This window comes from Pseudomonas simiae, from assembly GCF_900111895.1.
Classification (GTDB): domain Bacteria; phylum Pseudomonadota; class Gammaproteobacteria; order Pseudomonadales; family Pseudomonadaceae; genus Aquipseudomonas; species Aquipseudomonas simiae.
The window spans coordinates 291933-308978 of record NZ_FOKB01000007.1 but is presented as its reverse complement, the minus strand read 5'-3'; the positions used below and the strand labels follow the sequence as shown (position 1 = coordinate 308978).

The 17046-nt window shown below is 55.7% G+C and carries 27 protein-coding genes; 26 read left to right on the top strand and 1 reads right to left on the bottom strand.

Going from position 1 to position 17046, the window contains the following annotated elements; all coding sequences use genetic code 11:
- Nucleotides 1–14: 14 nt before the first annotated feature.
- The 26 genes from rplB to bfr all read left to right on the top strand — a co-directional run bounded on the left by rplB (nt 15) and on the right by bfr (nt 14068).
- On the top strand, nt 15–839 hold the full coding sequence (gene rplB, locus BMZ57_RS21925; RefSeq protein WP_003186055.1) for a 50S ribosomal protein L2: 825 nt from the start codon (nt 15–17) through the stop codon (nt 837–839).
- Nucleotides 840–855: 16 nt separating this feature from the next.
- On the top strand, nt 856–1131 hold the full coding sequence (gene rpsS, locus BMZ57_RS21920; RefSeq protein ID WP_003232420.1) for a 30S ribosomal protein S19: 276 nt from the start codon (nt 856–858) through the stop codon (nt 1129–1131).
- A gap of 11 nt (nt 1132–1142) precedes the next feature.
- A complete protein-coding gene (rplV, locus tag BMZ57_RS21915; RefSeq protein ID WP_003103908.1) occupies nt 1143–1475 on the top strand; it encodes a 50S ribosomal protein L22 in 333 nt (110 codons plus the stop codon).
- A gap of 13 nt (nt 1476–1488) precedes the next feature.
- Nucleotides 1489–2175, top strand: coding sequence for a 30S ribosomal protein S3 (gene rpsC, locus BMZ57_RS21910; RefSeq protein ID WP_003176422.1), 687 nt, complete (start codon nt 1489–1491; stop codon nt 2173–2175).
- Between the two features lie 12 nt (nt 2176–2187).
- A complete protein-coding gene (gene rplP / locus BMZ57_RS21905; RefSeq protein ID WP_003176421.1) occupies nt 2188–2601 on the top strand; it encodes a 50S ribosomal protein L16 in 414 nt (137 codons plus the stop codon).
- Nucleotides 2601–2792 (top strand): 50S ribosomal protein L29, encoded by a 192-nt coding sequence (rpmC, locus tag BMZ57_RS21900; protein WP_002555481.1) that lies wholly within the window; start codon nt 2601–2603, stop codon nt 2790–2792. The genes rplP and rpmC overlap by 1 nt, the downstream gene beginning before the upstream one ends.
- 2 nt (nt 2793–2794) lie before the next feature.
- Nucleotides 2795–3061, top strand: coding sequence for a 30S ribosomal protein S17 (gene rpsQ, locus BMZ57_RS21895; RefSeq protein ID WP_003176419.1), 267 nt, complete (start codon nt 2795–2797; stop codon nt 3059–3061).
- A gap of 23 nt (nt 3062–3084) precedes the next feature.
- Nucleotides 3085–3453 (top strand): 50S ribosomal protein L14, encoded by a 369-nt coding sequence (gene rplN / locus BMZ57_RS21890; RefSeq protein ID WP_002555479.1) that lies wholly within the window; start codon nt 3085–3087, stop codon nt 3451–3453.
- Nucleotides 3454–3464: 11 nt separating this feature from the next.
- Entirely contained in the window at nt 3465–3779 is a 315-nt protein-coding gene (gene rplX, locus BMZ57_RS21885) for a 50S ribosomal protein L24 (RefSeq protein WP_003176416.1), read from the top strand.
- Nucleotides 3780–3801: 22 nt separating this feature from the next.
- Nucleotides 3802–4341 carry a 50S ribosomal protein L5 gene (gene rplE, locus BMZ57_RS21880; protein WP_003194642.1) on the top strand — a complete coding sequence of 180 codons (540 nt, stop codon included), beginning with the start codon at nt 3802–3804 and terminating at the stop codon, nt 4339–4341.
- 13 nt (nt 4342–4354) lie between these two features.
- Nucleotides 4355–4660: a 30S ribosomal protein S14 gene (rpsN, locus tag BMZ57_RS21875; RefSeq protein ID WP_003176414.1), complete on the top strand. Its 306-nt coding sequence runs from the start codon at nt 4355–4357 to the stop codon at nt 4658–4660.
- Nucleotides 4661–4866: 206 nt separating this feature from the next.
- Entirely contained in the window at nt 4867–5259 is a 393-nt protein-coding gene (gene rpsH, locus BMZ57_RS21870; RefSeq protein ID WP_010206883.1) for a 30S ribosomal protein S8, read from the top strand.
- A 12-nt stretch (nt 5260–5271) separates the two neighbouring features.
- Nucleotides 5272–5805 carry a 50S ribosomal protein L6 gene (gene rplF / locus BMZ57_RS21865; RefSeq protein WP_003194640.1) on the top strand — a complete coding sequence of 178 codons (534 nt, stop codon included), beginning with the start codon at nt 5272–5274 and terminating at the stop codon, nt 5803–5805.
- A gap of 10 nt (nt 5806–5815) precedes the next feature.
- Nucleotides 5816–6166, top strand: a complete 351-nt coding sequence (gene rplR / locus BMZ57_RS21860) for a 50S ribosomal protein L18 (protein ID WP_003186037.1) — start codon at nt 5816–5818, stop codon at nt 6164–6166.
- A 3-nt stretch (nt 6167–6169) separates the two neighbouring features.
- Nucleotides 6170–6670: a 30S ribosomal protein S5 gene (gene rpsE, locus BMZ57_RS21855; RefSeq protein ID WP_003176409.1), complete on the top strand. Its 501-nt coding sequence runs from the start codon at nt 6170–6172 to the stop codon at nt 6668–6670.
- Between the two features lie 2 nt (nt 6671–6672).
- Nucleotides 6673–6849: a 50S ribosomal protein L30 gene (rpmD, locus tag BMZ57_RS21850; RefSeq protein WP_003176408.1), complete on the top strand. Its 177-nt coding sequence runs from the start codon at nt 6673–6675 to the stop codon at nt 6847–6849.
- Nucleotides 6850–6852: 3 nt separating this feature from the next.
- Nucleotides 6853–7290: a 50S ribosomal protein L15 gene (gene rplO / locus BMZ57_RS21845; protein ID WP_003176407.1), complete on the top strand. Its 438-nt coding sequence runs from the start codon at nt 6853–6855 to the stop codon at nt 7288–7290.
- On the top strand, nt 7291–8619 hold the full coding sequence (secY, locus tag BMZ57_RS21840; RefSeq protein WP_003194637.1) for a preprotein translocase subunit SecY: 1329 nt from the start codon (nt 7291–7293) through the stop codon (nt 8617–8619).
- Nucleotides 8620–8647: 28 nt separating this feature from the next.
- Nucleotides 8648–8764 (top strand): 50S ribosomal protein L36, encoded by a 117-nt coding sequence (gene rpmJ / locus BMZ57_RS21835; RefSeq protein ID WP_002555468.1) that lies wholly within the window; start codon nt 8648–8650, stop codon nt 8762–8764.
- A gap of 129 nt (nt 8765–8893) precedes the next feature.
- Nucleotides 8894–9250 (top strand): 30S ribosomal protein S13, encoded by a 357-nt coding sequence (gene rpsM, locus BMZ57_RS21830; RefSeq protein ID WP_003194635.1) that lies wholly within the window; start codon nt 8894–8896, stop codon nt 9248–9250.
- 30 nt (nt 9251–9280) lie between these two features.
- On the top strand, nt 9281–9670 hold the full coding sequence (rpsK, locus tag BMZ57_RS21825; protein WP_002555466.1) for a 30S ribosomal protein S11: 390 nt from the start codon (nt 9281–9283) through the stop codon (nt 9668–9670).
- Nucleotides 9671–9688: 18 nt separating this feature from the next.
- Complete coding sequence (rpsD, locus tag BMZ57_RS21820) at nt 9689–10309, top strand: 30S ribosomal protein S4 (RefSeq protein WP_003176404.1); 621 nt, start codon at nt 9689–9691, stop codon at nt 10307–10309.
- Between the two features lie 22 nt (nt 10310–10331).
- Nucleotides 10332–11333 (top strand): DNA-directed RNA polymerase subunit alpha, encoded by a 1002-nt coding sequence (locus BMZ57_RS21815; RefSeq protein WP_003176403.1) that lies wholly within the window; start codon nt 10332–10334, stop codon nt 11331–11333.
- Between the two features lie 41 nt (nt 11334–11374).
- Nucleotides 11375–11761 (top strand): 50S ribosomal protein L17, encoded by a 387-nt coding sequence (gene rplQ, locus BMZ57_RS21810; RefSeq protein ID WP_003176402.1) that lies wholly within the window; start codon nt 11375–11377, stop codon nt 11759–11761.
- A gap of 238 nt (nt 11762–11999) precedes the next feature.
- Complete coding sequence (locus tag BMZ57_RS21805) at nt 12000–13448, top strand: catalase (RefSeq protein WP_010206879.1); 1449 nt, start codon at nt 12000–12002, stop codon at nt 13446–13448.
- Between the two features lie 155 nt (nt 13449–13603).
- Nucleotides 13604–14068 carry a bacterioferritin gene (bfr, locus tag BMZ57_RS21800; protein ID WP_003176400.1) on the top strand — a complete coding sequence of 155 codons (465 nt, stop codon included), beginning with the start codon at nt 13604–13606 and terminating at the stop codon, nt 14066–14068.
- 66 nt (nt 14069–14134) lie between these two features.
- On the opposite strand, the gene uvrA is transcribed toward bfr, so the two are convergent.
- On the bottom strand, nt 14135–16969 hold the full coding sequence (uvrA, locus tag BMZ57_RS21795) for an excinuclease ABC subunit UvrA (protein ID WP_010206877.1): 2835 nt from the start codon (nt 16967–16969) through the stop codon (nt 14135–14137).
- Nucleotides 16970–17046 lie beyond the last annotated feature (77 nt).

Below are 17046 nucleotides of genomic sequence, written 5' to 3'. Positions count from 1 at the left end.
GGAAGGGGTGCATCATGGCAATCGTTAAATGCAAACCGACTTCCCCTGGCCGCCGTTTTGTGGTCAAGGTGGTCAACCAGGAGCTGCATAAAGGCGCTCCTCACGCACCGCTGCTCGAGAAAAAATCGAAGTCTGGTGGTCGTAACAACAATGGTCGTATTACCACTCGTCACATCGGTGGTGGCCATAAGCAGCATTATCGTCTGGTTGATTTCCGTCGCAACGACAAAGATGGCATCGCTGCCACTGTCGAGCGTATCGAATACGATCCAAACCGTACTGCTCACATCGCTCTGCTGCTGTACGCAGATGGCGAGCGTCGCTACATCATCGCCCCTAAAGGCGTGAGCGCTGGCGACCAGCTGATCGCAGGTGCCTTGGCACCGATCAAGCCGGGCAACGCTCTGCAACTGCGCAACATTCCAGTTGGTAGCACCGTACACGGCATCGAATTGAAGCCAGGTAAAGGCGCGCAAATCGCTCGTTCCGCTGGTGCTTCGGCTCAGCTGATCGCTCGTGAAGGTGTCTACGTGACCCTGCGTCTGCGTTCTGGTGAGATGCGTAAAGTGCTGGCTGAATGCCGTGCGACCCTGGGCGAAGTCTCGAACTCCGAGCACAGCCTGCGTTCGTTGGGTAAAGCTGGTGCCAAACGCTGGCGTGGCGTTCGCCCAACCGTTCGTGGTGTTGCCATGAACCCGGTTGACCACCCACACGGTGGTGGTGAAGGTCGTACCTCTGGTGGTCGTCATCCGGTATCGCCATGGGGCTTCCCGACTAAGGGCGCGAAGACTCGTGGTAATAAGCGTACCGACAAAATGATCGTCCGTCGTCGCAAGTAAATAGAGGGATACGACAGTGCCACGTTCTCTGAAAAAAGGTCCTTTTATTGATCTTCACCTACTGAAGAAGATCGAAGTGGCGGCGGAAAAGAACGATCGCAAACCAGTTAAGACCTGGTCGCGTCGTTCGATGATCCTGCCACAAATGGTCGGTCTGACCATCGCTGTACACAACGGTCGCTTGCACGTCCCAGTTCTCGTGAACGAAGACATGGTCGGCCACAAACTAGGCGAGTTTGCCGGTACCCGCACTTATCGTGGGCACGTGGCAGACAAGAAAGCCAAGCGTTAAGGGGTAAGGAAATGGAAGTAGCCGCTAAGTTGTCGGGCGCTCGAATCTCCGCCCAGAAAGCCCGCTTGGTCGCCGACCAGATCCGCGGGAAGAAGGTGGGCGAAGCGCTCAACCTGTTGGCTTTCAGCAGTAAGAAAGCCGCCGAGATCATGAAGAAAGTGCTGGAGTCGGCCGTAGCCAACGCCGAGCATAACGAAGGCGCAGACGTTGATGACCTGAAGGTCAGCACCGTTTTCGTCAACGAAGGGCGTTCGCTGAAGCGCATCATGCCACGTGCCAAAGGCCGTGCTGATCGCATCGTCAAGCGGTCTTGCCATATCACTGTCAAGGTTGCTGACAAGTAACGGAGTCGAAGAGATGGGTCAGAAAGTACATCCCATTGGCATTCGCCTGGGAATCGTCAAGGAGCACACCTCCGTCTGGTACGCAGACGGTCGGACTTATGCGGACTATTTGTTCGCTGATCTGAAGGTGCGTGAGTATCTCCAAGACAAACTAAAAAGCGCGTCCGTAAGCCGTATCGATATCCATCGTCCGGCCCAAACTGCACGTATCACCATCCACACCGCTCGTCCAGGTATCGTTATCGGGAAGAAAGGTGAAGATGTTGAGAAACTGCGTCAGGACCTGACCAAGCAAATGGGTGTGCCTGTGCACATCAATATCGAAGAGATCCGCAAGCCGGAGCTCGACGGTATGCTGGTTGCGCAGAGCGTAGCTCAGCAGCTGGAGCGTCGCGTAATGTTCCGTCGCGCTATGAAGCGCGCTGTACAGAACGCCATGCGCATTGGTGCCAAAGGCATCAAAATCCAAGTGAGCGGTCGTCTCGGCGGTGCTGAAATCGCACGTACTGAATGGTATCGCGAAGGTCGTGTGCCACTGCACACCCTGCGTGCCGACATCGACTATGCCAACTACGAAGCTCACACCACTTACGGTGTGATCGGTGTAAAGGTTTGGATCTTCAAAGGCGAAGTAATTGGTGGTCGCCAAGAAGAACTGAAACCACAAGCACCAGCGCCTCGTAAAAAAGCTGCTAAGTAAGGGGTACGCCAAATGTTGCAACCTAAGCGTACGAAGTTCCGCAAGCAGATGACAGGCCACAACCGTGGTCTGGCTCAGCGCGGTAGCAAAGTCAGCTTCGGCGAGTTCGCGCTGAAGTCTGTAGCTCGTGGTCGTCTCACCGCTCGTCAGATCGAGTCAGCGCGTCGTGCTCTGACCCGTCACGTAAAACGTGGCGGCAAGATCTGGATCCGTGTATTCCCGGACAAGCCGATCTCCAAAAAACCTCTCGAGGTTCGGATGGGTAAAGGTAAGGGTAACGTGGAATACTGGGTAGCCCAGATTCAGCCAGGCAAAGTCCTGTATGAAATCGAGGGTGTTTCTGAAGAGCTGGCGCGTGAGGCTTTCGCCCTGGCTGCTGCAAAGCTGCCGCTCGCCACCTCCTTTGTTAAACGGACGGTGATGTGATGAAAGCGAATGAACTTCGTGAAAAATCCGCACAGCAGCTGAACGAGCAACTGCTCGGCCTGCTGCGCGACCAGTTCAATCTGCGTATGCAGAAAGCAACTGGCCAGTTGGGGCAGTCTCATCTGCTCTCGCAAGTTAAGCGTGACATCGCTCGCGTGAAGACTGTGCTCAACCAGCAGGCAGGTAAGTGATCATGGCTGAAGCCGAAAAGACTGTCCGTACGCTGACTGGCCGTGTTGTCAGCGACAAGATGGACAAAACCATCACCGTTTTGATCGAGCGTCGCGTTAAGCACCCGATCTACGGTAAATACGTTAAGCGTTCGACTAAGCTGCACGCGCACGACGAAACCAATCAGTGCCACATCGGCGACAAAGTCACTATTCGTGAAACTCGTCCGCTGGCCAAGACCAAGTCTTGGGCACTGGTTGATGTTCTCGAACGCGCTGTGGAAGTCTAAGGACTAGGGGTCGGAGAAATTATATGATTCAGACTCAATCCATGCTCGATGTGGCCGATAACAGCGGCGCTCGCCGTGTTATGTGCATCAAGGTGCTGGGTGGCTCCCATCGTCGTTACGCTGGTATCGGTGACATCATCAAAGTTACCGTCAAGGAAGCAATTCCTCGCGGTAAAGTGAAAAAAGGCCAAGTGATGACTGCTGTTGTAGTCCGCACTCGTCACGGCGTACGTCGTGCTGATGGCTCCATTATCCGCTTTGATGGCAACGCTGCTGTTCTTCTGAACAACAAGCAAGAGCCGATCGGCACCCGTATCTTTGGGCCAGTGACCCGTGAACTTCGTACTGAGAAGTTCATGAAGATCGTCTCGCTCGCCCCAGAAGTGCTGTAAGGAGATCCGACATGCAAAAGATTCGTCGTGACGACGAGATCATCGTGATCGCCGGCAAAGACAAAGGTAAGCGCGGTAAGGTGCTTAAGGTTCTCGCTAATAACCGTCTGGTTATCGGTGGTCTGAACCTGGTCAAGCGTCATACCAAGCCTAACCCGATGTCGGGCGTGCAGGGCGGTATCGTCGAGAAAGAAGCTCCGCTGGACGCTTCTAACGTCGCCATCTTCAACGGCGAAACCAACAAGGCTGACCGCGTTGGTTTCAAAGTAGAAGACGGTAAGAAAATTCGTGTCTTCAAGTCGACCCAAAAAGCGGTTGATGCTTGAACACTGCTAGGTAGATTAGACCATGGCACGACTACAAGAGATTTACCGGAAGGAAATCGCCCCTAAGCTTAAGGAAGAACTTAAGCTTGGGAACGTGATGGAAGTTCCGCGCGTTACCAAAATCACCCTGAACATGGGTCTGGGCGAAGCGATCGGTGACAAAAAAGTCATCGAGCACGCTGTTGCTGACCTGGAAAAGATCACCGGCCAGAAAGTCGTTGTGACCTACGCTCGGAAATCCATCGCTGGCTTTAAAGTCCGTGAAGGTTGGCCGATCGGCGTCAAAGTGACCCTGCGCCGTGAGCGTATGTACGAATTCCTGGATCGTCTGCTGTCGATCTCCCTGCCTCGGGTCCGCGACTTCCGCGGCCTGAATGCCAAGTCCTTCGATGGTCGTGGTAACTACAGCATGGGCGTGAAAGAGCAGATCATCTTCCCGGAAATCGACTACGACAAGATCGATGCTCTCCGCGGTCTGGACATCACCCTGACCACCACTGCCAAGAACGATGATGAAGGTCGCGCCCTGTTGCGTGCTTTCAAATTCCCGTTCCGCAACTGATTGGAGTAGGACCATGGCCAAGATGAGCATGAAAAACCGCGAGCTGAAGCGTCAGCTCACGGTTGCCAAGTACGCCAAGAAGCGTGCAGCACTGAAAGCAATCATCGTTGATCTGAACGCAAGTCCAGAAGCGCGTTGGGAAGCTACAGTAGCTCTGCAGAAGCAGCCACGTGACGCAAGCGCTTCGCGCATGCGTAACCGCTGCCGCCTGACCGGTCGTCCACACGGCGTTTACCGCAAGTTCGGCCTCGGCCGTAACAAACTGCGTGAAGCGGCAATGCGTGGTGACGTACCAGGTCTGGTTAAAGCCAGCTGGTAAGTACTTTCAACGTCCAGGGGGTCAATGTCGCAAGATACTGACCGCCGGTGACCTTGAATCTGGAACAAGCCCCTTTTGGGGCTTGTTTCATTTCTGGAGTGTGTCTAAAATACGCGGCTCGCCTGAGCCCGTGTTTTTTACCCGGAGATTCTCGGCGACATATGTAGCCGCAAGGCTAATTTTTTTGTATTAGGAGCGTCTAGCCCATGAGTATGCAGGACCCGTTAGCGGACATGCTAACTCGTATCCGTAATGCCCAGATGGCTGAAAAGTCCGTCGTAAGCATGCCATCTTCCAAGTTGAAGGTAGCTGTTGCCAAAGTCCTGAAAGACGAAGGCTACATTGCGGGTTATCAGATCAGCAGCGATGTTAAAGCTCTGCTGTCCATCGAGCTGAAGTACTTCGAAGGCCGTTCGGTCATCGAGGAAGTGAAGCGCGTTAGCCGTCCAGGCCTGCGTCAGTACAAGTCCGCTGAAGATCTGCCGAAAGTTCGTGGCGGTCTGGGCGTGTCTATCGTCTCCACCAACAAAGGTGTGATGACGGATCGTGCTGCGCGCGCTGCCGGTGTCGGCGGCGAAGTTCTTTGCACTGTGTTCTAAGGGGGGATAAGCATGTCTCGCGTCGCTAAGAACCCCGTTAAGCTGCCAGCCGGTGTCGAAGTCAAATTCGCAGGCCAACAGCTTTCGGTGAAGGGTGCCAAGGGTACTCTTGAACTGAACATCCATTCGTCCGTTGAGATCGTTGAAGAAGCTGGTGAGCTGCGTTTCGCTGCTCGCAATGGCGATCAACAAACTCGCGCAATGGCCGGTACCACGCGTGCGTTGGTAAACAACATGGTCCAAGGCGTAAGCCAAGGCTTCGAGCGTAAGCTCCAGCTGGTCGGTGTTGGTTACAAAGCGCAAGCAAAAGGCACGGTTTTGAACCTGGCCCTTGGCTTCTCGCACCCTGTGGATTACGAACTGCCAGCGGGCATCACTGCTGAGACCCCTAGCCAGACCGATATCCTGATCAAGGGCATCGATAAGCAGCTGGTAGGTCAAGTGGCCGCTGAGATCCGCGACTTCCGTCCACCAGAGCCGTACAAAGGCAAAGGTGTGCGCTACGCGGACGAAGTCGTCCGTCGTAAAGAAGCCAAGAAGAAGTAGGGCATAGCAAATGACCGACAAAAAAGTTACTCGACTGCGTCGCGCTCGCAAAGCACGCCTGAAAATGCACGAACTCGAAGTCGTGCGTCTCTGCGTGTTCCGCTCGTCGCAGCACATCTACGCCCAGGTCATCTCGGCCGACGGCAACAAAGTCCTGGCAAGCGCCTCGACTTTGGATAAAGAACTGCGTGATGGTGCCACCGGCAACATCGACGCGGCCACAAAGGTTGGCCAGCTGGTCGCTACGCGTGCTAAGGCCGCTGGCGTCTCGCAAGTGGCTTTCGACCGCTCTGGCTTCAAGTACCACGGTCGCGTGAAAGCGCTGGCTGATGCTGCTCGTGAAGCTGGGCTGGAGTTCTAAGTTATGTCAAATAACGACCAAAAGCGCGACGAAGGCTACATTGAGAAGCTGGTTCAAGTTAACCGCGTAGCCAAAACCGTTAAAGGCGGCCGTATCTTCACTTTCACCGCGTTGACCGTGGTTGGTGATGGTAAGGGCCGTGTTGGCTTCGGCCGTGGCAAGTCGCGTGAAGTGCCTGCTGCGATCCAGAAGGCAATGGAAGCTGCTCGTCGCAACATGATCCAAGTTGATCTGAACGGCACCACTCTGCAGTACGCAATGAAGTCCGCCCATGGCGCTTCGAAGGTGTACATGCAGCCTGCTTCTGAAGGTACCGGTATCATCGCTGGCGGCGCTATGCGTGCTGTTCTCGAAGTTGCTGGCGTTCAGAACGTTCTGGCCAAGTGCTACGGCTCGACTAACCCGGTAAACGTGGTTCACGCCACTTTCAAAGGTTTGAAAGCTATGCAATCTCCTGAGTCCATCGCTGCCAAGCGTGGCCTGACTGTCAAGGAGATCTTCTGATCATGGCTACCGTTAAAGTAACGCTGATCAAAAGCATGACCGGCCGCATCCCTAACCACAAACTGTGTGTTAAAGGTCTGGGTCTGCGTCGCATCGGTCACACTGTAGAAGTCCAGGATACTCCCGAGAATCGCGGGATGATCAACAAGGCTTACTACATGCTGCGTGTAGAGGGTTAATCGATGAAACTCAATGATCTGAGTCCAGCGCCGGGTTCCCGTCGCGAAAAGCATCGTCCGGGCCGTGGTATCGGTAGCGGTTTGGGTAAGACTGGTGGCCGTGGCCACAAAGGTCAAACCTCCCGCTCCGGTGGCACCATCGCTCCAGGCTTTGAAGGCGGTCAACAGCCGCTGCATCGTCGCCTGCCTAAGTTCGGTTTCGTATCCCTGAAGGCCATGGACCGCGCAGAAGTGCGTCTGTCCGAGCTGGCTAAAGTGGAAGGCGACATCGTTACTGTGCAGACCCTGAAAGATGCCAACGTGATCAACGTCAACGTACAGCGTGTGAAAATCATGCTGTCCGGTGAAGTGACTCGCGCTGTCACTATCGGCAAGGGAATCGGCGCCACCAAAGGTGCGCGTTCGGCTATCGAAGCAGCTGGCGGCAAGTTCGAGGAATAAATGGCTAAGCAAGGTGCTCTCTCAGCGCTCGGCAAAGGCGGTATGTCTGAACTTTGGGCTCGTCTGCGTTTTCTGTTCCTGGCGATTATCGTCTACCGAATAGGCGCACACATCCCGGTTCCAGGTATCAACCCGGACCGACTCGCAGACCTGTTTCGACAGAATGAGGGGACCATTCTTAGCTTGTTCAACATGTTTTCCGGCGGCGCGCTGGAACGGATGAGCATTTTTGCATTGGGGATCATGCCGTACATTTCGGCATCGATCATCATGCAACTGATGACCGCCGTCAGCCCGCAGCTGGAGCAGTTGAAGAAGGAAGGTGAAGCTGGCCGTCGCAAGATTAGCCAGTACACCCGCTACGGCACTGTCGTTCTCGCCTTGGTCCAAGCTATCGGCATGTCCGTTGGCCTGGCCGGGCAGGGCGTTGCGTTCACTGGTGACTTTGGCTTCCATTTCGTCGCGGTATCCACATTTGTGGCTGGTGCGATGTTCATGATGTGGCTGGGTGAGCAGATTACTGAGCGTGGTGTTGGCAACGGTATCTCGATGTTGATTTTCGCAGGTATCGTCGCCGGTCTTCCGAGAGCGATTGGGCAGTCTTTCGAGTCTGCACGTCAGGGTGATATCAACATTTTCGCCTTGGTTGCCATCGGTTTGCTGGCAGTAGCGATTATCGGTTTTGTGGTGTTCATTGAGCGTGGCCAGCGTCGTATTGCTGTTCACTACGCCAAGCGTCAGCAGGGCCGCAAGGTTTTTGCTGCGCAGACCAGCCACTTGCCGCTGAAAGTGAATATGGCCGGTGTAATTCCGGCAATTTTCGCGAGCAGCATTTTGCTGTTTCCGGCTTCGTTGGGTACCTGGTTTGGTCAGTCCGAAAATATGGGCTGGCTGCAGGACCTCTCTCAGTCGATCGCTCCTGGTCAGCCGTTGAATATTCTGCTGTTTAGTGCAGGGATTATTTTCTTCTGCTTCTTCTATACGGCGTTGATGTTCAATCCGAAAGACGTAGCGGAAAACCTGAAGAAGTCCGGTGCCTTTATTCCGGGCATCCGTCCAGGTGAGCAGTCTGCACGCTACATTGATGGTGTTCTGACTCGTTTGACCCTGTTCGGTGCTCTATATATGACGGCCGTGTGCTTGTTGCCCCAGTTCCTGGTGGTTGCAGCAAACGTTCCGTTCTACCTTGGCGGGACCTCGTTGCTGATCGTGGTCGTGGTTGTGATGGACTTCATGTCCCAAGTACAATCGCACCTCGTTTCGCACCAGTACGAATCCCTGATGAAGAAAGCCAACCTGAAGGGCTACGGCAGCGGCATGTTGCGCTGAGTACCCCATAAGGTTCGAGGAGTTGGTGATGAAAGTTCGTGCATCGGTGAAAAAGCTGTGCCGTAACTGCAAGATTATTCGCCGCGAAGGTGTTGTTCGAGTAATTTGCAGCGCGGAACCGCGTCACAAACAGCGCCAAGGCTGAGTGTGATCCGCTTGAAGCCCGGCAGCTAGTGCGCTGCCGGGTTGATTATTTGTTATTACAGCGATATTATCTCGCGCCCTATTTCTTGGCTTCCGGGGCGTAGGTAGCTGTCAATTGGAGTCCCACTGAATGGCCCGTATTGCAGGCGTTAACATTCCAGATAACAAGCACACTGTTATCTCGCTGACCTACATCTATGGTGTTGGTCGCACTACTGCGCAGAAAATTTGCGCAGTTGCTGGGGTAAACCCAGCCGCTAAGATCAAGGATCTGAGCGACGAGCAGATTGAACAGCTGCGTGGCGAAGTGGCGAAGTTCACCACTGAAGGTGACCTGCGTCGCGAAATCAACATGAAAATCAAGCGTTTGATGGACCTCGGTTGCTATCGCGGTCTGCGTCATCGTCGTGGTCTTCCAGTACGCGGTCAGCGTACCAAGACTAACGCGCGTACCCGTAAAGGTCCGCGTAAGCCGATCCGCAAGTAATCGCCCCAGCGAATCGACAGGAAAATTATCATGGCAAAACCTGCTGCTCGTCCTCGTAAAAAAGTTAAAAAGACAGTGGTTGATGGCATCGCCCACATCCATGCTTCTTTTAACAACACCATCGTGACCATCACCGACCGTCAAGGTAACGCGCTTTCTTGGGCTACCTCCGGTGGTTCGGGTTTCCGCGGTTCCCGCAAGTCCACCCCGTTTGCTGCTCAAGTAGCTGCTGAACGTGCTGGTCAAGCTGCGCTGGAATACGGCCTGAAAAACCTCGACGTTAACGTCAAAGGTCCAGGTCCAGGTCGTGAGTCTGCTGTCCGTGCTTTGAACGGCTGTGGCTATAAGATCGCCAGCATCACCGACGTGACGCCAATCCCGCACAACGGGTGCCGTCCGCCGAAGAAGCGCCGCGTGTAATCCAGGAGATTGTAAAGAATGGCTCGTTACATTGGTCCAAAATGCAAACTCGCTCGTCGCGAAGGCACCGATCTCTTCCTGAAGAGCGGCGTGCGCGCGATCGAATCGAAGTGCAACATTGAAGCAGCACCTGGTATCCACGGCCAACGCCGCGGTCGCCAGTCCGATTACGGCACCCAACTGCGTGAAAAGCAGAAGGTCCGTCGTATCTACGGCGTTCTCGAGCGTCAGTTCAGCGGCTACTACAAAGAAGCTGCTGGCAAGAAAGGTGCAACCGGTGAAAACCTGCTGCAACTGCTCGAATGCCGTCTGGACAACGTTGTATACCGTATGGGCTTTGGTTCTACTCGTGCCGAATCCCGTCAGCTGGTATCGCACAAGTCGATCAGCGTTAACGGTCAGACCGTAAACGTTCCGTCCTACCAGGTTCGTGCTGGTGACGTGGTCGCAGTTCGCGAGAAAGCAAAAAACCAACTTCGCATTGTCCAAGCTCTCGATCTGTGTGCCCAACGTGGCCGCGTAGAATGGGTAGAAGTAGACACTGAGAAGAAGTCGGGCGTTTTCAAGAACGTTCCTGCTCGCAGTGATCTGTCCGCCGACATCAACGAAAGCCTGATTGTCGAGCTCTACTCCAAGTAAGGGCTAGAAAATAGGTGCATCCATGCAGATTTCGGTAAATGAGTTCCTGACACCCCGCCACATTGATGTGCAGGTTGTCAGTCCAACCCGCGCCAAAATTACTCTCGAGCCTCTCGAGCGTGGTTTTGGCCACACCCTGGGCAACGCGCTGCGCCGCATCCTGTTGTCCTCAATGCCCGGCTGTGCAGTAGTCGAGGCCGAGATTGACGGTGTGCTCCACGAGTACAGCGCCATCGAAGGTGTACAGGAAGACGTAATTGAAATCCTGTTGAACCTTAAAGGTCTGGCTATCAAGCTGCACGGCCGTGACGAAGTTACGCTGACCTTGTCGAAGAAGGGTTCGGGGGTGGTTACCGCTGCCGATATTCAGCTGGATCATGATGTCGAGATCGTTAACCCCGATCACGTAATCGCTAACCTGGCGTCTAACGGCGCCCTGAACATGAAGCTCACCGTAGCTCGTGGTCGTGGTTATGAACCGGCCGACTCGCGTCAGAGCGATGAAGACGAAAGCCGCAGCATTGGTCGCTTGCAGCTTGACTCTTCGTTCAGCCCGGTTCGCCGTATCGCATACGTGGTGGAAAACGCCCGTGTCGAACAGCGTACTAACCTGGACAAGCTGGTTATTGATCTGGAAACCAACGGTACTCTGGATCCTGAAGAGGCTATCCGCCGCGCTGCAACCATTCTGCAACAGCAGTTGGCTGCGTTCGTCGACCTCAAAGGTGACAGCGAACCAGTGGTAATCGAGCAGGAAGACGAGATCGATCCGATCCTGCTTCGCCCGGTTGACGATCTGGAACTGACTGTACGTTCGGCTAACTGCCTTAAGGCGGAAAACATTTACTACATCGGCGACCTGATTCAGCGTACCGAAGTAGAACTGTTGAAGACTCCGAACCTGGGCAAGAAATCCTTGACTGAAATCAAGGACGTTCTGGCCTCCCGCGGTCTGTCCCTCGGCATGCGCCTCGACAACTGGCCGCCTGCAAGTCTTAAGAAGGACGACAAGGCGACTGCCTGATCGTCGTAATCACCGAACGTGAGTTTGGTAAGGAATGAACCATGCGTCATCGTAAAAGTGGTCGTCACCTGAGCCGTACCAGCTCGCACCGCAAGGCCATGTTCCAAAACATGGCGGTGTCGCTGTTCGAGCACGAGCTGATCAAAACTACACTGCCGAAAGCTAAAGAACTGCGTCGCGTTGCTGAGCCGCTGATCACTTTGGCCAAGACAGACAGCCTGGCTAACCGCCGTCTGGCTTTCGACCGTACTCGTTCGAAAGCTATCGTTGGTAAGCTCTTCAACGACCTGGGCAAGCGTTACGCTACCCGTGAGGGTGGCTACCTGCGCATCCTCAAGTGCGGTTTCCGCGCTGGCGACAACGCGCCTATGGCGTACGTCGAGTTGGTTGATCGTGCTACTGCCGGCGAAGCTGTAAGCGCCGAGTAAGACGACAAGCTGTAACGAAGAACCGGGCCTAGTGCCCGGTTTTTTGTGCGCGTAATAAAAGCGCGATGCGTACAAGCTTCCGGGGGTTTGGCTTGGCACTATGACGTTTGGGGAGTTTGGTAGTTATTCTCTATCGATGCCTACAATTTAATGAATTTGTAGACGTCATATTGATGATCAATACTTCCTCCAAGCCGATTAGCCGGCAGTTCCAAGTCCGACCTGAGGGAAATTGAGCATGAGCCAGAACAAAATCCTTACTACCGCCAGCGGCGCGCCCGTTGCGGATAACCAGAATTCCCGATCCGCCGGCCCGCGCGGTCCGCTGCTGCTCGACGATTTTCACCTGATCGAGAAGCTCGCTCACTTCAACCGTGAAAACATTCCTGAGCGTCGTGTGCATGCGAAGGGGTCGGGTGCCTACGGTACTTTCACGGTCACCCAAGACATCACTCAGTACACCAGCGCCAAGCTGTTCGAGTCGGTTGGCAAGCAAACCCCTACCTTCCTGCGGTTTTCCACCGTAGGGGGGGAGCGCGGTTCGGCTGATACCGAGCGCGACCCACGTGGTTTCGCCTTGAAGTTCTACACCGAAGAAGGCAACTGGGACATCGTGGGTAACAACACCCCTGTGTTTTTCATCCGCGATCCGTTGAAGTTCCCGGACTTCATCCACACCCAAAAACGCCTGCCGCAAAGCAACCTGAAAAGCGCACAAATGATGTGGGATTTCTGGTCGCACTCCCCAGAGGCACTGCACCAGGTCACCATCCTGTTTTCGGACCGTGGTATTCCTGACGGCTACCGCCACATGCACGGCTTCGGCAGCCACACTTATAGCCTGATCAACGCCAAGGGCGAGCGTCACTGGGTTAAGTGGCACTACAAAACCAAGCAGGGCATCAAGAACCTGGCGCCCGCCGAAGCGGCTCGTCTGGCCGGTACCGACCCTGATTACGCCCAGCGCGATCTGTTCGGTGCAATCGAACGGGGTGACTTCCCGAAATGGCGTGTCTGCATCCAGATCATGACCGAGGCTCAGGCCAACGCTCATTACGAAAATCCTTTTGATGTGACCAAAACCTGGTCGCAGAAGGAATTTCCGCTGATCGAAGTCGGAGAACTGGAGCTTAATCGCAACCCACAAAACTACTTCGCTGAAGTGGAACAGGCTGCGTTCGGCCCTAGCAACATGGTTCCAGGTGTAGGCCTGTCGCCAGACCGTATGTTGCAAGGCCGTGTGTTCGCGTATGCAGATGCCCACCGCTACCGTGTTGGCACCAACCACCAGCAACTGCCGGTGAACGCCCCACGTAGCCCGGTGAACAGCTATCAGCGTGATGGCTCGATGGCATTCGGCAGCAACGGTGGCGCAGCGCCCAACTACGAGCCGAACAGCTACGCCGATGCGCCGAAACAAGCCCCTCAATACGCTGAGCCTGCTTTGGCCTTGAGCGGTGCGGCAGATCGTTACGATCACCGGGAAGACACTGACTACTACAGCCACGCTGGTGCGCTGTTCCGCCTGATGAACGATGAGCAGAAAGCCTTGCTCACCAGCAATATCGCCGGAGCAATGGGCGGCGTTTCCAGTGATGTGGTCCAGCGTCAATTGCAGCACTTCTACAAGGCAGATCCTGCTTATGGAGAAGCAATCGCAAAGGCACTGGGTGTATCGCTTAACTAACTCTAAACGATAAGCAGAACCGCCCTCATTTGGGCGGTTTTTGCGTTATTTCAGCTACTTTTCTCCGGAAATCTTCACTTTTCTGCCGTTGGTCCCGTGACCTTCAGGTCATCATGGTTCAAACTACAGACTTTCAAGCAGGGAGATGTAGGGCGATGCAAGGTCACCCCGACGTAATCGATTACCTCAACACGTTGCTGACGGGCGAACTGGCTGCTCGTGACCAATATTTCATCCACTCGCGTATGTACGAAGACTGGGGCTTTACCGAGCTCTACGAGCGTATCAACCATGAGATGGAAGAAGAGGCACAGCACGCCGACGCACTGATGCGCCGTATCCTCATGCTCGAAGGCACGCCGCGTATGCGTCCGGATGATCTGGACGTGGGCACAACCGTACCTGACATGCTCGCTGCCGACCTGCGCCTCGAGTACAAGGTCCGTGCCGCGCTCTGCAAAGGCATCGAACTCTGCGAGCAGCACAACGACTATGTCACCCGGGAAATCCTGCGGGTGCAGTTGAATGACACCGAAGAAGATCACACCTACTGGCTTGAAAAGCAGTTGGGCCTGATCAAGCTGATCGGCCTGGAGAATTACCTGCAATCGCAGTTCTGATTTCCGGCTACAAAAAAGCCCCTGTCACCGCAAGGTGACAGGGGCTTTTCATTGGGCCTGAAAAGGTCAGGCCCGGTCGCGTTCCAGCAACGGCTTCAGGTAGTAACCGGTATGCGACTGCGGCATTTCGGAGACCTGCTCCGGCGTGCCTACGGCAATGATCTGGCCACCCTTGGAACCGCCTTCCGGCCCCAGGTCCACCAGCCAATCGGCCGTCTTGATCACATCAAGGTTGTGCTCGATTACCACCACGGTGTTGCCGTGGTCGCGCAGGCGGTGCAGCACGTCCAGCAATTGCTGTATATCCGCGAAGTGCAGGCCCGTGGTCGGCTCATCGAGGATATACAGGGTCTTGCCGGTATCGCGTTTGGACAGCTCGCGAGACAACTTCACCCGCTGCGCCTCACCACCTGACAGCGTGGTCGCCGACTGACCCAGCTTGATATACGACAAACCCACGTCCATCAGCGTCTGCAGTTTGCGCGCCAACGCCGGAACTGCGTCGAAGAACACCCGCGCTTCCTCGATGGTCATCTCCAAGGTTTCGTGGATGCTCTTGCCCTTGTACTTGATCTCCAGGGTCTCGCGGTTGTAGCGCTTGCTTTTGCACACATCGCACGGCACGTAGATGTCCGGCAGGAAGTGCATTTCCACCTTGATCAAGCCGTCGCCCTGGCACGCTTCGCAGCGTCCGCCCTTGACGTTGAACGAGAACCGACCCGGCCCGTAACCCCGTGAGCGGGATTCCGGAACCCCGGCAAACAGTTCACGAATGGGCGTGAACAAACCGGTGTAGGTCGCCGGGTTGGAACGTGGCGTCCGGCCAATCGGGCTTTGGTCGATGTCGACCACCTTATCCAGGTGTTCCAGGCCTTTGATGCTGTCGTGCGCCGCCGCTTCCAAGGTGGTCGCGCCGTTCAGGGCAGTGGCACTCAAGGGAAACAACGTGTTGTTTATGAGCGTCGATTTACCTGAGCCGGAAACACCGGTCACGCATGTCAGCAAACCAATTGGAATTTCCAAGTCGACATTGCGCAAGTTGTTACCGCGTGCGCCCTTGAGGTGCAGCGCTAGCTTCTTGTTACGCGGTGTGCGTTTGGCCGGCACTTCGATCTTGACGCGGCCAGACAAGTATTTGCCGGTCAGCGAGTCCGGATGAGCCATGACTTCGGCCGGGGTGCCTTCAGCGACAATATGTCCGCCATGCACACCGGCGCCCGGGCCGATATCAACCACGTAATCCGCCAGGCGAATCGCGTCTTCATCGTGTTCGACCACAATCACCGTGTTGCCGATATCCCGCAGGTGTTTCAACGTACCCAGCAGGCGATCGTTGTCGCGCTGGTGCAGGCCAATCGACGGTTCGTCGAGGATGTACAACACACCCACAAGGCCGGCGCCGATCTGGCTGGCCAGGCGGATGCGCTGTGCTTCACCGCCGGACAAGGTATCGGCGCTGCGGTCCAGAGACAGGTAGTCCAGGCCAACGTTGACCAGGAACTGCAACCGCTCGCGAATCTCCTTGAGGATCTTGTCGGCGATTTCTCCACGGCGGCCGGTCAGCTTGAGTACGCCAAAGTATTCGCAGGCATCACCGATCGGCAGGTTGGTCACCGCCGGCAATGTTTTCTCGCCCACCCACACATGCCGCGCCTCACGACGCAGGCGAGTGCCGCGGCAATCCGGGCAAGGTTGTGTGCTGAGGAATTTCGCCAGTTCTTCGCGCACGCTGGCCGATTCGGTCTCGCGGTAGCGACGCTCCAGGTTCGGCACGATGCCTTCGAACGGGTGCGAGCGCTTGACGATATCGCCACGGTCGTTCAGGTACTTGAAGTCGACGTTCTGCGAACCACTGCCGTGCAAGATGACCTTCTGCTGGTCCGCCGGCAGTTGGTTGAACGGTACCTCCAGGCTGAACTTGTAATGCGACGCCAACGACCCCAGCATCTGGAAGTAGTAAACGTTGCGCCGATCCCAGCCGCGTATCGCCCCCTCCGCCAGCGTCATGTCACCGTTGACCAGGCGCTTGATGTCGAAGAACTGCTTCACCCCCAGGCCATCACAGGTCGGGCAGGCGCCGGCCGGGTTGTTGAAGGAGAACAGCTTGGGTTCAAGCTCGCTGATGGCGTGGCCGCAGATCGGGCAGGCAAAGCGCGCGGAGAAGATGATCTCTTCGCCCGGCTCGTCGTCCATCGGCGCCACGAGTGCAATGCCGTCGGCCAGCTTCAGCGCGGTTTCGAAGGATTCCGCCAGGCGCTGCTGCAGATCGGCGCGCACTTTGAAACGGTCAACGACCACATCGATCGAGTGCTTCTTCTGCTTGTCGAGCTTCGGCGCCTCGTCCAGCTCATAGAGCTTGCCGTTGATGCGTGCACGTACAAAACCTTGCGCCCGCAGCTCTTCGAAGACGGAAAGGTGTTCACCCTTGCGCTCACGGATCACCGGTGCCAGCAGCATCAGCTTGGCGCCTTCCGGCTGGGCCAGCACCAGGTCGACCATCTGGCTGACTGTCTGGGCTTCCAGGGGAATGTCGTGGTCCGGGCAACGCGGAATACCCACACGTGCATACAGCAGGCGCAGGTAGTCGTAGATTTCGGTGATGGTGCCCACGGTGGAGCGCGGGTTATGGGAGGTCGACTTCTGTTCGATGGAGATCGCCGGCGACAGGCCTTCAATGGTGTCGACGTCGGGCTTTTCCATCATCGACAGGAACTGGCGGGCATAGGCCGACAGCGATTCCACATAGCGACGCTGGCCTTCGGCATACAGCGTGTCGAACGCCAGGGACGATTTGCCGGACCCGGACAAACCGGTGATGACGATCAGTTTGTCCCGGGGCAGGGTCAGGTCGATGTTCTTCAGGTTGTGGGTTCTAGCCCCACGAATCAGGATCTTGTCCAAGATGGCCTCGCACGGCGGGCGTAAATAATGCCGGAGTATACGGCTAAAGACTGGATGAATATACACTGTCAAAAGGC

Coding starts and splice junctions, on each gene's coding strand:
- rplB (WP_003186055.1), top strand. CDS start 15: ATGGCAATCGTTAAATGCAAACCGACTTCCCCTGGCCGCCGTTTTGTG.
- rplV (WP_003103908.1), top strand. CDS start 1,143: ATGGAAGTAGCCGCTAAGTTGTCGGGCGCTCGAATCTCCGCCCAGAAA.
- rpsC (WP_003176422.1), top strand. CDS start 1,489: ATGGGTCAGAAAGTACATCCCATTGGCATTCGCCTGGGAATCGTCAAG.
- rplP (WP_003176421.1), top strand. CDS start 2,188: ATGTTGCAACCTAAGCGTACGAAGTTCCGCAAGCAGATGACAGGCCAC.
- rpmC (WP_002555481.1), top strand. CDS start 2,601: ATGAAAGCGAATGAACTTCGTGAAAAATCCGCACAGCAGCTGAACGAG.
- rpsQ (WP_003176419.1), top strand. CDS start 2,795: ATGGCTGAAGCCGAAAAGACTGTCCGTACGCTGACTGGCCGTGTTGTC.
- rplN (WP_002555479.1), top strand. CDS start 3,085: ATGATTCAGACTCAATCCATGCTCGATGTGGCCGATAACAGCGGCGCT.
- rplX (WP_003176416.1), top strand. CDS start 3,465: ATGCAAAAGATTCGTCGTGACGACGAGATCATCGTGATCGCCGGCAAA.
- rplE (WP_003194642.1), top strand. CDS start 3,802: ATGGCACGACTACAAGAGATTTACCGGAAGGAAATCGCCCCTAAGCTT.
- rpsN (WP_003176414.1), top strand. CDS start 4,355: ATGGCCAAGATGAGCATGAAAAACCGCGAGCTGAAGCGTCAGCTCACG.
- rpsH (WP_010206883.1), top strand. CDS start 4,867: ATGAGTATGCAGGACCCGTTAGCGGACATGCTAACTCGTATCCGTAAT.
- rplF (WP_003194640.1), top strand. CDS start 5,272: ATGTCTCGCGTCGCTAAGAACCCCGTTAAGCTGCCAGCCGGTGTCGAA.
- rplR (WP_003186037.1), top strand. CDS start 5,816: ATGACCGACAAAAAAGTTACTCGACTGCGTCGCGCTCGCAAAGCACGC.
- rpsE (WP_003176409.1), top strand. CDS start 6,170: ATGTCAAATAACGACCAAAAGCGCGACGAAGGCTACATTGAGAAGCTG.
- rpmD (WP_003176408.1), top strand. CDS start 6,673: ATGGCTACCGTTAAAGTAACGCTGATCAAAAGCATGACCGGCCGCATC.
- rplO (WP_003176407.1), top strand. CDS start 6,853: ATGAAACTCAATGATCTGAGTCCAGCGCCGGGTTCCCGTCGCGAAAAG.
- secY (WP_003194637.1), top strand. CDS start 7,291: ATGGCTAAGCAAGGTGCTCTCTCAGCGCTCGGCAAAGGCGGTATGTCT.
- rpmJ (WP_002555468.1), top strand. CDS start 8,648: ATGAAAGTTCGTGCATCGGTGAAAAAGCTGTGCCGTAACTGCAAGATT.
- rpsM (WP_003194635.1), top strand. CDS start 8,894: ATGGCCCGTATTGCAGGCGTTAACATTCCAGATAACAAGCACACTGTT.
- rpsK (WP_002555466.1), top strand. CDS start 9,281: ATGGCAAAACCTGCTGCTCGTCCTCGTAAAAAAGTTAAAAAGACAGTG.
- rpsD (WP_003176404.1), top strand. CDS start 9,689: ATGGCTCGTTACATTGGTCCAAAATGCAAACTCGCTCGTCGCGAAGGC.
- BMZ57_RS21815 (WP_003176403.1), top strand. CDS start 10,332: ATGCAGATTTCGGTAAATGAGTTCCTGACACCCCGCCACATTGATGTG.
- rplQ (WP_003176402.1), top strand. CDS start 11,375: ATGCGTCATCGTAAAAGTGGTCGTCACCTGAGCCGTACCAGCTCGCAC.
- BMZ57_RS21805 (WP_010206879.1), top strand. CDS start 12,000: ATGAGCCAGAACAAAATCCTTACTACCGCCAGCGGCGCGCCCGTTGCG.
- bfr (WP_003176400.1), top strand. CDS start 13,604: ATGCAAGGTCACCCCGACGTAATCGATTACCTCAACACGTTGCTGACG.